Origin of the sequence: Alsobacter soli (assembly GCF_003004785.1) — a bacterium.
GTDB classification, from domain to species: Bacteria; Pseudomonadota; Alphaproteobacteria; order Rhizobiales; family Beijerinckiaceae; genus Alsobacter; species Alsobacter soli.
This window is the reverse complement of sequence record NZ_PVZS01000056.1, coordinates 1-9,321: the sequence shown is the minus strand read 5'-3', so window position 1 is coordinate 9,321 and position 9,321 is coordinate 1. Positions and strand designations below refer to the sequence as shown.

The following is a 9,321-nucleotide window of genomic DNA, read 5'->3' as shown; positions in this document are numbered from 1 at the left end:
CGCCCTGAGTTGCGACGCCTGGGACGACTGAACTGAGGCGGTGATCGATGGTATGGGTGGCGCCGGACAAACGCCAGGAGGTCCGGGGAGAGCTTCCCGACGACCGATTGCCGGTGGCCTCGCCGGGATAGAGCTGTCACAGTCCCGGTGTCCGTCGTCACTAGTGCGATCCGGTTAGCGTTGTAGGCCAGTGAACGGATCCCGCATGCAAGATGGCCTCGTCAGCGCTGGCTGGTGGTGGCGGCGTCCGACCTGGCCGCCGTTCGGTCTTGCCGCACTCTACATCTTAGCAGTCCTCTGCCCTTTGGCGCTGGCGGCCTTCTCCTCGATCGCGCCGACAGACATCATGACCGAGCTTGCGGCGGCCTGCGGACTCGTGGCCGGAGCCATGCTGCTGATGCAATTTCTGTCCTCCGGTCGGCTCAAGACCGTGTCGTCGCGGCTTGGCCTTGATGTCGCGATCGGATTTCATCGCGCCGCGGCGACAACGATCCTCCTGCTCGTGGCGGCCCACGTCGTAGCCTTGGGCCTTGCTGGCGACGAATGGCGGCCGGGTCTCGTGATCGCACGGGTCGGCCGTCTTGTTGCGGCGCAATCCGCCCGCTCCGGCGTGCTGGCTACGGCCACCTTGGTTCTCCTCTTCGTTCTGGCCAGTGGCAACCGCAGTCGCGTGATGCGCTACGAGGTCTGGCGGATCGGGCATGGTCTCGGTGCGCTGGCTGTCGTGGCCCTCAGCGCCGACCATGCCTGGCGCCTCGGAGCCTATGTCCGGGAGCCTGCCGTGGCGCTCGCTTTCGTCGTCCTCGCCGCGGCCGCCGTCACGCTCGTCGTGATTATCTACGCCGTGCGCCCCTTGTCGACGCGCATAACCGGGTTTTCGGTCCAGCGGGTGCGGCGCCTGTCCCGCGACATCGTCGAACTCGTGCTCAAGTCCCGGTACCCCGGTTCATTTCGCTTCCGCGCCGGACAGTTCGTCTGGGCCACGATCGGCCAGCGGCATCCGGTCACGGACCATCCTTTCTCCATTGCCTCTTCTCCGGAAGAGCTGCCCCTGGTGCGCTTCCTGATCCGCGAGGTCGGAGACACCACGCGCTCCCTGACCGCGCTCCAGCCGGGTTTGCCGGTTGGCGTCGATGGCCCTCACGGCAACTTCACCGTCGAGGACCACACCGCCCGCTCGATCGTCCTGGTTGCAGGCGGGATCGGGATCGCGCCGGTGCTGGGCATTCTTCGGTCTCTTCAACGGAAGGGCGACCGGCGCCCAATCCGCCTCCTCGTCGCAGGGCGGTCAGCACGGGACCTGGTGGAGCAGGAGGAAATCGCCGCGATGACGCGCTGCTTGGACCTCCAGATCATGGTCCTCGTCGAGAACGCCCAGCGGCCGACGGGATGGAGCTGGGACGCCCGACCGCGACCCATGTGGCGCGCCTCCTTGAGGGCCTCGACCGCACCGGGGTGGCGAGCTTCGTCTGCGGCCCGCCTGCCATGATGGACGCCGTGAGCGCCGCCCTGCTCGACAAGGGCTTGCGCGCCGGCCAGATCGTCATGGAAAGGTTCGACTACGGCACGGCGCGCGATCCGGTCAGCCGGACCGTTGCGCGGCGGTTCTGGCTAGTGCTGGGTTGTGTGGCGGTAGGAACAGCAATTTTCGCGGTCCGCATCGCGATCACGGACGCTTGAGCGAGGTGAGATAGGCGACCACCGCCTCCCGGGCGACCGCGTCCGGCGCGTGATGCCTCGCCAGAAAGCGTTCCAGGGCGGCTTTGCGGGGTCCGCTGTCCAAACCTGCTGCCCGAGCTCCGAGACGACCCGGATCCACGTGGCGCCTTGCGCACAGATCGGCATAGGCCCTCGAACCGGCGTGCTCGGGGGATGAAGTCTCGGCCGCCGCGCCTCCGAGGAGCCCGATGGAGGTGATGATAAAGATGCAGCACCTCAGCATCGTTCGGCCCTCTTCGGGTTCGGTGTGTGCTCGACCAAGCACGGCCGGTTCAGCGCGAAAGCCAGACCGACACCAGCGGGTCGGCGAGGATGGACCTGGTCGCGCCGCCAAGGACGAAATCCCTGAGACGCGAGTGCCCGTAGGCTCTCATCACGAGCAGGTCCGCGCCAACCTCGTGCACGTGGTCTCGCAGCGCCGCCCCCACGCTGATCTTGAGAGCGATCTTTTCGGCCTGTGCGGCCACACCGTGTGCGACGAGGTTGCGCACGAGGGAGGCCGCCGGAGCGGCGTCATCCGGCTCGTCCCCGACCGTCACGACAGAGACCGTCTTGGCCAGCGCCAGGGCGGGAAGCGCGTCACCGACCGCGCGCGCCGCCACCCGGCTCCCGTCCCACGCGACCACCACCTTCTCGAACTGGATGGGGCTGATCGAGGCGGCGCTGGCTCGTTGAACCGCCGAAAAAGACACGCACCATCTCGCCCGCCTGGTGGGCTCGGATCGCGGTGTCAGCCTTGAAGAGCGGGGTTCCTCGCCGGCGGCTCGCGCCGTCCGGTCTCGGGCGAGGTCGCTGTTGTTCTGGAAAGGGGCTCGGGCGGCCACAGGTAAACGATCTTGCCGCAGCCCTGCCCCAGCCAGATCGGCCCAGAGCCGACCGGCCCGATCTCGATGTAGATCTCGTCCGCTTCAGGAGATCTGACGATCACCTCCACCACGCTGAGCCGCCATCTGTCGTTCTGAGACCGCGGCTCAAAGCGGATGTACGTGGGAAACTTGTTTAGGTTGATCGTGTCGAGCTGCGGATGGCGCGGATCGTTGAACTCGGGATCAAGCACGGAGGCGCCGTCGCCATAGAGGTAGGTGTGGCCGTCCCCGCGATCGAACGCGGATTGGCCGTCGCTTACCCGAAACTCGCGCCCTGCGAGGCCGAGGAAGATGCTTCCCTCAGCCCTCGAAGCGCGTTCGACCGGTGCGGCGACCAGCCGGAGCTGGATTGCGTGATGTTGGCCATGGCTGCGCCTCTCTTTACGGCATGGCATGGCTTCTGGCGCCCGCATTGGTCGGCTGCGGTTGCTTATCGCGCCGGCCCTTTGCCTTCCTGCGCGCTGCGATCGGGACGGTCCGGCGGAGCACGGCCAAGCTCGCCCCGGTTAGGATGCCGAGCCAAGGTTGAGGAGCTTCAGGTATCGGCCGACCAGCAGCGCAGCCGGGTAGGACACTTCCTCCTCGGCGTTGGCGTGCGCGATCAGCTTCTCGGCGAAGCGGACGTATTCAGGCTTGCCCTCGGCCTTCGCGGCCGCGACCAAGCCATGCAGCGCCGTCACGATGTCCTTGTGCTCGGCCAGCATGTGGGGCAGTTCGGCTTCAAGCCTGTCCGTCATCTTGAGCGCCTCGGCCATGCCGTCCTCGACCCTCCCGCTCGAAAGCGGGCCGAGCAACCCAAGTGGCGGCAGCGCGTATTCCTCCTCCCGTTCGAAATGCGGATGCATCAGCTTGGCGACGGCCTGCGCCGCCTCTCCGGTCAGCCCTCCGGCCTTGGCAGCTTGCGCCAGACCCCTGTGCAGCTCTTCGTGCTCGGACTTCAGCGAGGCCGGAATCGGGAATTCCATGGCGCTCTCCTTGAGCGTGGCCGCGCGCCGCGCGCGCCCGGTCGAAATGGCCTGTGCGGACCAGGACAGGCGTTTGCTCCGGGTCGTTCAGCGGATGGCGGCGCGGAGCATCTCGCCCGTCGCAGGGTCATAGGTGAGCCTGATCGGCAGACCCGTGTCGTTGACGGCGCGCAGCTTCAGCCGGCCTTGCTCGGCTTCGACGTGGCTGACGCGATAGCCGAGGCCTTCCAGCTGCTGGCGGATGGCCTCGCCTGCCGCGGACTTGCTCTCGCCGGCCATGGTCATGGAGGCGGCTGCGACTGTTGCGCAGGCTGCGATCAGGATCGTTCGCATGGTGGTTCTCCCGATGGGCTTGGACCGGGACGATCCGAGCCGATGCGCAGGACACTGGCGGAGGCGGGCTGTTGCCCCGCTGTTGAGCCATGTCAGCCTCCTGACAGGTCCCGGCGGCCTGGACTGGCGCGATGTTGTGCGTCCGCGCGCCGCCACTTCGATTACCCTCTCGCCGCTCGGGGGCGGCCCTGGAGTGCGCCCGCAGACGTCAACGCGCGTGTTCGTGGGCTGCTCAACAGCGTCAGCGAGTTGACCGCTAAGCGCATGTCCGCTGCGGCAGTTGGGAGTGTTGCGCCGACCGGCTCGGGAGACGCATTCTGCCGATGAGGGGCTGTAGGCGTCACCGTGGAGCAGAAAATGGCTGACGGGCTCTATCCAGAGGCGAGCGGGAACTTGGCCAGGCTTCGCAAGCAGCTGGGCCCCGAGCAGGACGCGGCCTTCAAGGCCTTCGGCAAGGCGGTGTTCGCCCCGGGCGCACTGGACGCCAAAACCAAGCAATTGATCGCCGTCGCCGTGGCCCATGCCACGCAGTGCCCTTACTGCATCCGAGGGCATACGAAGGCGGCGCTCAAAGCCGGCGCCACCGGGGCCGAGATCATGGAGGCTGTCTGGGTCACGGCCGAAATGCGGGCCGGCGCCGCCTTCGCTCACTCCCTGCTCGCGCTTGACGAGGTCGCCAAGGCGGATGCAGCCCCGGCTTCCGAAGGGGAAGGGTCATGACCGTCAGGGTGGGCCAGGACGAGGTCGAGCTGCCGCTGGGGCTGGTGGCGGAGCTCTTGGAATTGGGCGACGCGGCGGTCGTCGATCAGATGCGCGCCGGCGCCATCACGGGCGTCGTTGAACGAGGCGAGGGCTCTGACGCGGGGCGCACCCGCCTCACGTTCTTCCGTGGCTCCCAGAGGGCGAGGTTGATCATCAATTCGGCCGGAGCCGTGGTTCAGAAATCCTGCGTGGACTACGGTCCGCTCGCGCGCGCCCCGCGGTGAACCGCGATGCCGTCCACGCCCGAGAAGATCGCCATCCGCCAGCTTGCGCTGGCGGCGCGCGCCAGGATGAGCGCCGACGACCGGCGGCGGGCTGCCGTCGGCGCAGGAGCCCGGGTGCTTGAGCTCCTCGGCGCCCTGCCGGGCGTGGTCGGACTGTACGTTCCGATAGGTGACGAGTTGAACCCGCGCTGGCTTGTTGAGACGCTGGCCAGCCGCGGTCGGCTGCTGGCGCTTCCGTGCACGCCACGCTGGGCGGCCCCGATGGTGTTCCGGCGGTGGGCTCCCGGGGACCCGCTCGTGCGCGGCCGCATGGACGTTCCCGAGCCCCGGGCCGAGGCCCTCATGGTTGATCCCGACGTCATAGTCGTCCCTCCGGTCGCGTTCGACAGGCGGGGATTCCGCATCGGCTACGGCGGCGGCTTCTACGACCGAACCTTGCCGGCCATGCGCGCCCGCAAACCGGTCGCGGCCATTGGCATCGCCTTCGCCTGCCAGGAGTGCCCCGGGGTGCCGGACGAGCCCCATGACATTCCGATGGATGTTGTGGTCACCGAGACGGAGGTGATCGGGAGAGGCAGGCCAATGGCAGCCCGCACGGCCCCGTGATCCTCTACGCCGCGTCGCCCTCGTTGACGGGAACCTTTCGCGAAGCGCTCCATCCAACGACGATGTAGGACCGACCAGGATCTCATCGCCATGAGCCAACCATCCCTCTCCGATCGCGACATGGTGGATTGGCCTGACGCGGAGCTCGTCCGCCGCACTTGCGCCGGCGAGGGCCACGCGTTCGCCGTGATCATGACCCGCTACAACCTCCGGTTGTACCGGACGGCCCGCGGCATCCTGAGAGACGACGCCGAGGCCGAGGATGCCCTGCAGGAGGCTTATGTCCGGGCCTACAGCGCGATGGGGGACTTCCGCGGCGAAGCCGGCCTGTCCACCTGGCTGACCCGCATCGTCATGAACGTGGCGCTCGGGCGCGTCCGGAGCCGCCGCCAGACCGCAGGCCTGGCGGAGCTCGAAAGCAGCTCTCAGCAGCCGAATGTCCTGTGTTTCCCGGGGCTCGCGGCGGTGGATCCCGAAGCAGCGGCAGCTCGCGCCGAAGTGCGCCGGCTGCTGGAAAGGGCGATCGACGATTTGCCGGAAGCATTCCGGGTCGTGTTCGTCATGCGCGACATGGACGGCATGAGCATCGAGGAGACGTCGACGGCCCTGGGGATCCGTCCCGAGACTGTGAAGACCCGCCTCCACAGGGCGCGTCGCCATCTCAGGGAGGCCTTGCAAGCCAGGCTCATGGGGGTTCTGGACGACGCTTTTCCATTCGGGGGCGCCAGGTGCGCGCGGACGACGCTCGCCGTGCTGCGGCGGCTTGGGCTGGCGCCCGCCCTGCAGGCGGCGCCAGCCGGTTCCGCTCAGGGCGCGACGACGATGGTGCCCGTCATGTTGGGGTGATAGCGGCAGAGGTAGCCGAAGGTCCCCGCCTTCTGCATCTCGCGTCGGCCGCTCTCGCCCGGCTGCAGGTCGACCTCCCAGCTTCCGTCCGACGCCGTCGCCGTATGCGCGACGGGGTCATTGTTGGTCCATTCGACTGCCTCGCCGACCCGGACGCGGATCACAGGCGGAGCAAAGCCGACATCCTTGATCTCCACGCGATGCAAGGGGTCGGCCGCGCCCAGGGCGGCTCCCGCGCAGGCGGCGCCGGCCGCCAACGCCACCCCGGCCGCAAGGCGCCGCCAAGTCACTTGAGCTCCTTCGCCACCATCTCGGCGTGCTGTTCATGCCCCTCGAAGATCTTGAGGCCGGTCTGCAGCAGGCTCTTGAGCTCGGGGTTCTGCGCCGCGGGGATCAGGGTGTCCTTGAGGGCGGCATTGACCTGCTTGTGGTAGGCGACCTCGCTCGCGGCATAGGCCTTGTCGAAGGCTGGGCCCTGCAGGCCCTTCAATTCGGCCAGCTTGGCCTCCGACTGCTTCGTCAGCGACCGGCTGATGTCATTGTCCTCGGGCGTCACCCCGAGCTTCTTCACCAGCGCGAGTGCCTTTTCGTTGACGGCCTTGTGGTCGCGGATCATGTCGTCGGCGAAGGCCTTCACGTCCTTGTTGGTGGCCTTTGATCTCGCGAGCTCCGCGCTGGCGATGTCGATCTGGCCAGCGGTGTACGCAATATGCGCGATTTGCGGGTCGCTCGGCTTGGCCGCGTCCTGGGCGAAGGCGGCGGCGGACAGAACGGCGGCCGCGGCGAAAAAGGCAATCCTGATCAGCATGGCACTCCTCCTGAGCTGCACCCAACAGCCCGTTGGATGGAGCCAGGTCAGAAAGGTTCCCGCTGGGCAATGCCGAGGGTCCTTCGCTCTTCCCTGAGCGCGGCCACGTTGGCAATCGATTGTAAATGGCCGCGGTTCGGGTCAAACGGCCTGCGTGCTCGACGTTGTCGAACTCGACGAAAGCGGATCCCTGCGCGAGACAGCCCCGGACGAGGATCCGGCCACTGGCGTCGACGACCTTGACCGGTTACTTCCTCCGCCGCTTCGGCGGCGCCGATCTTCAAGGCTGAGTGGCCGCCCGCGGCACCCTGCCCGGTCAGACTGATCTGCCCACAATATGGCTCAATGCACGTCCAGCTTGGGCTCATGCGCGCATTCCCCATCACTGTGGCCCTGTTCCTGGCCACCGCCGCGCAAGGCCACCAGGCCCAGAGCGGTTGGACCTACGACCCGGCCTGCTGCGGGGGCGAGGACTGCCGCCAGGTGGTCGACGACGCCGTGCGCCCGGTCGAGGGCGGGTGGCAGGTTGTGGCGACGGGCGAGGTGATCCCCGTGACGCAGGTGAAGCGCTCGCCCGACGACCACTTCCACCGCTGCTCGGCCTTTGGCAGGGAGAACAGCAAGACCTTCTGCCTCTACGTCCCGGACTTCTCCTGAAGGGCTTGGGGCGAAGCGCCCGGGTTGCACGAAGCGGCTGTTCGTGGGAAACCTCCGCCCTCACCAGGAGCATACCGTTGCGCCTCAAGGGCCCGATCCTTGTCGTCCTCTTCGCGATCACGCTGGCGCTGGCGGCCTTCGCCGCGCCGCGGGCGATGGCGCACGAGGGGCACCGGTCGGCGCCGGCGAGCATCGCCCTTGCGGACCGCGAGGCGATCCCCGCCACGGCCCTTGGCGACCAGGCGGAGCGAACCAAGGTGGGCGGCCCCGCCGCATCCTGCGACATGAACCTGAACGTCTGTGGCGGGGCGGGCGGCCATAACGACGATGGCCAAGCCTGCTGCGGCATGGTGCTGTGTCATGTGTTCCAGGCGAACACTGGCGCCCTGCTCGGTTCCCCCACGGCCGTGAGAGCCGCCAAGCTGATACCTACCGACGAGCAAGTCAGGCCCTCGGGCGCAGGCGGCCTCGACCGCCCTCCGCGAACCGTCTGATCCAGGCAGTGGGCGCCCTGTCGCCCGCCGAACCGGCGTGTCCGCGCCTCGCGGCCGCCCGTCCCTGATCAGCCGGTCACCGCCAGCCTCGAAGGCCCTTGGCCCGCGACGTCGATGGTGACCGGGATGGAAGTCCCGATGAAGCTCTTCACCCCCGCAGCCCTGGGCCTGTTGGCGCCCCTGGCCGCCTGCGCCCCCGCGACGCCCTCCATCACGGCCGCGGCCGACCCATCGCTGGGCCTGCGCCAGCCCCGCTACGCGCCGGTCACCGCCGGCGTCCGCGGCTACGACGTCGTCGAGCCGAAGGACTGGCGCGAGATGAACCGGGGTGTCGCCCCGGGTGCGCCCGAACGCGGCGACACCAACGACGACGCGCGGCGGGGGCGCTGACATGGCGCGCGGTCCCCAACTCGCATCCGTCGCTCTCCTCTCCGGCCTGCTGTCCGGCTGCGTCGGCCTTTCCCCTGACGGCGGTCTCTCGCCTGTGGCCGGACTGACCCGGGCAGAGCTCGGCAAGGATGTCGTCAAGGTCGCGGACGACGCCTCCGCCGGCGAGGCCCAGCGCCGCGCCGAGGAGTTGCTGCGTCGGCCGCTCACGTCCGACAGCGCCGTCCAGGTGGCGCTCCTCAAGAACCGCGGCCTGCAGGCGGCCTTCAACGAGCTCGGCGTCTCGGAGGCGGCCTATGTGCAGGCCACCCTGCCGCCGAGCCCGCGCATCTCCCTGTTGCGGATCGGCGGCGGGCTGGAGCTGGAGGTCGAGCGTCAGGTGCTGGTCGGCCTCTTCGACCTCATCACCCTGCCGGCGCGCGCCGCGGTGGCGGAGCAGCGCTTCCGGGCGGCCCAGTTCCGCACGGCGGAATCGGTGTTGCGCCTCGCCGCGGAGACGCGCCGGCAATACTACCGCACCGTGGCCGCCAACCAGCGCGTCGCCTTCATGCAGCAGGCTCTCGGAACAGCCGCCACCGCGTCCGAGCTCGCAAAGCAGCTCGGCGAGACCGGAGGCCTCAACAAACTGGAGCAGGCCCGCGAGCACGCCTTCTA

General features: G+C 68.5%; 15 protein-coding genes and 1 pseudogene. 10 read left to right on the top strand and 6 right to left on the bottom strand.

Features of this window, described 5'->3' with window-relative positions:
• Positions 1-304: 304 nt before the first annotated feature.
• Positions 305-1,489, top strand: a complete 1,185-nt coding sequence (locus SLNSH_RS23890) for a ferric reductase-like transmembrane domain-containing protein (protein WP_158266882.1) — start codon at positions 305-307, stop codon at positions 1,487-1,489.
• A gap of 8 nt (positions 1,490-1,497) precedes the next feature.
• Positions 1,498-1,680 (top strand): hypothetical protein, encoded by a 183-nt coding sequence (locus SLNSH_RS23885; protein ID WP_146140377.1) that lies wholly within the window; start codon positions 1,498-1,500, stop codon positions 1,678-1,680.
• A gap of 311 nt (positions 1,681-1,991) precedes the next feature.
• On the opposite strand, the gene SLNSH_RS23880 is transcribed toward SLNSH_RS23885, so the two are convergent.
• The 4 genes from SLNSH_RS23880 to SLNSH_RS23865 form a co-directional block, all read right to left on the bottom strand.
• Positions 1,992-2,411 carry a universal stress protein gene (locus tag SLNSH_RS23880; RefSeq protein WP_106340745.1) on the bottom strand — a complete coding sequence of 140 codons (420 nt, stop codon included), beginning with the start codon at positions 2,409-2,411 and terminating at the stop codon, positions 1,992-1,994.
• A gap of 38 nt (positions 2,412-2,449) precedes the next feature.
• Positions 2,450-2,998, bottom strand: a complete 549-nt coding sequence (locus SLNSH_RS25080) for a hypothetical protein (protein ID WP_106340743.1) — start codon at positions 2,996-2,998, stop codon at positions 2,450-2,452.
• A gap of 93 nt (positions 2,999-3,091) precedes the next feature.
• On the bottom strand, positions 3,092-3,550 hold the full coding sequence (locus SLNSH_RS23870; RefSeq protein ID WP_106340741.1) for a hemerythrin domain-containing protein: 459 nt from the start codon (positions 3,548-3,550) through the stop codon (positions 3,092-3,094).
• An 87-nt stretch (positions 3,551-3,637) separates the two neighbouring features.
• Positions 3,638-3,883, bottom strand: a complete 246-nt coding sequence (locus SLNSH_RS23865; RefSeq protein WP_106340739.1) for a PepSY domain-containing protein — start codon at positions 3,881-3,883, stop codon at positions 3,638-3,640.
• A gap of 357 nt (positions 3,884-4,240) precedes the next feature.
• Between SLNSH_RS23865 and SLNSH_RS23860 the strand changes: the two genes are divergently transcribed.
• The 4 genes from SLNSH_RS23860 (at position 4,241) to SLNSH_RS23845 (ending at position 6,321) form a co-directional block, all read left to right on the top strand.
• Complete coding sequence (locus SLNSH_RS23860; RefSeq protein WP_106340737.1) at positions 4,241-4,603, top strand: carboxymuconolactone decarboxylase family protein; 363 nt, start codon at positions 4,241-4,243, stop codon at positions 4,601-4,603.
• Positions 4,600-4,869 (top strand): DUF6522 family protein, encoded by a 270-nt coding sequence (locus SLNSH_RS23855; protein ID WP_106340735.1) that lies wholly within the window; start codon positions 4,600-4,602, stop codon positions 4,867-4,869. Before SLNSH_RS23860 ends, SLNSH_RS23855 begins: the two co-directional genes overlap by 4 nt.
• 6 nt (positions 4,870-4,875) lie before the next feature.
• Entirely contained in the window at positions 4,876-5,475 is a 600-nt protein-coding gene (locus SLNSH_RS23850; protein ID WP_106340733.1) for a 5-formyltetrahydrofolate cyclo-ligase, read from the top strand.
• A gap of 90 nt (positions 5,476-5,565) precedes the next feature.
• Positions 5,566-6,321 carry an RNA polymerase sigma factor gene (locus SLNSH_RS23845; protein ID WP_106340731.1) on the top strand — a complete coding sequence of 252 codons (756 nt, stop codon included), beginning with the start codon at positions 5,566-5,568 and terminating at the stop codon, positions 6,319-6,321.
• Here SLNSH_RS23845 and SLNSH_RS23840 read toward each other — a convergent pair.
• Positions 6,282-6,611, bottom strand: a complete 330-nt coding sequence (locus SLNSH_RS23840; RefSeq protein WP_106340729.1) for a cupredoxin domain-containing protein — start codon at positions 6,609-6,611, stop codon at positions 6,282-6,284. The genes SLNSH_RS23845 and SLNSH_RS23840 overlap by 40 nt on opposite strands.
• Positions 6,608-7,129, bottom strand: coding sequence for a DUF4142 domain-containing protein (locus tag SLNSH_RS23835; protein ID WP_106340727.1), 522 nt, complete (start codon positions 7,127-7,129; stop codon positions 6,608-6,610). Before SLNSH_RS23835 ends, SLNSH_RS23840 begins: the two co-directional genes overlap by 4 nt.
• Before the next feature lie 345 nt (positions 7,130-7,474).
• On the opposite strand from SLNSH_RS23835, the gene SLNSH_RS23830 reads away from it, so the two are divergent.
• From SLNSH_RS23830 to SLNSH_RS23815, 4 genes and pseudogenes are all read left to right on the top strand, one after another.
• Complete coding sequence (locus SLNSH_RS23830; protein ID WP_106340725.1) at positions 7,475-7,786, top strand: hypothetical protein; 312 nt, start codon at positions 7,475-7,477, stop codon at positions 7,784-7,786.
• A gap of 77 nt (positions 7,787-7,863) precedes the next feature.
• Positions 7,864-8,280: a hypothetical protein gene (locus SLNSH_RS23825; RefSeq protein ID WP_106340723.1), complete on the top strand. Its 417-nt coding sequence runs from the start codon at positions 7,864-7,866 to the stop codon at positions 8,278-8,280.
• A gap of 138 nt (positions 8,281-8,418) precedes the next feature.
• Positions 8,419-8,670, top strand: a complete 252-nt coding sequence (locus tag SLNSH_RS23820; protein WP_106340721.1) for a hypothetical protein — start codon at positions 8,419-8,421, stop codon at positions 8,668-8,670.
• 1 nt (position 8,671) lies between these two features.
• A pseudogene (locus tag SLNSH_RS23815) lies at positions 8,672-9,321 on the top strand (TolC family protein); the annotation flags it as partial.

What these genes read in the sequence shown, in the direction of transcription:
- SLNSH_RS25080 (WP_106340743.1), bottom strand. Translation starts at nt 2,998, where the DNA reads ATGCGGGCGCCAGAAGCCATGCCATGCCGTAAAGAGAGGCGCAGCCAT.
- SLNSH_RS23870 (WP_106340741.1), bottom strand. Translation starts at nt 3,550, where the DNA reads ATGGAATTCCCGATTCCGGCCTCGCTGAAGTCCGAGCACGAAGAGCTG.
- SLNSH_RS23865 (WP_106340739.1), bottom strand. Translation starts at nt 3,883, where the DNA reads ATGCGAACGATCCTGATCGCAGCCTGCGCAACAGTCGCAGCCGCCTCC.
- SLNSH_RS23860 (WP_106340737.1), top strand. Translation starts at nt 4,241, where the DNA reads ATGGCTGACGGGCTCTATCCAGAGGCGAGCGGGAACTTGGCCAGGCTT.
- SLNSH_RS23855 (WP_106340735.1), top strand. Translation starts at nt 4,600, where the DNA reads ATGACCGTCAGGGTGGGCCAGGACGAGGTCGAGCTGCCGCTGGGGCTG.
- SLNSH_RS23850 (WP_106340733.1), top strand. Translation starts at nt 4,876, where the DNA reads ATGCCGTCCACGCCCGAGAAGATCGCCATCCGCCAGCTTGCGCTGGCG.
- SLNSH_RS23845 (WP_106340731.1), top strand. Translation starts at nt 5,566, where the DNA reads ATGAGCCAACCATCCCTCTCCGATCGCGACATGGTGGATTGGCCTGAC.
- SLNSH_RS23835 (WP_106340727.1), bottom strand. Translation starts at nt 7,129, where the DNA reads ATGCTGATCAGGATTGCCTTTTTCGCCGCGGCCGCCGTTCTGTCCGCC.
- SLNSH_RS23830 (WP_106340725.1), top strand. Translation starts at nt 7,475, where the DNA reads ATGCACGTCCAGCTTGGGCTCATGCGCGCATTCCCCATCACTGTGGCC.
- SLNSH_RS23820 (WP_106340721.1), top strand. Translation starts at nt 8,419, where the DNA reads ATGAAGCTCTTCACCCCCGCAGCCCTGGGCCTGTTGGCGCCCCTGGCC.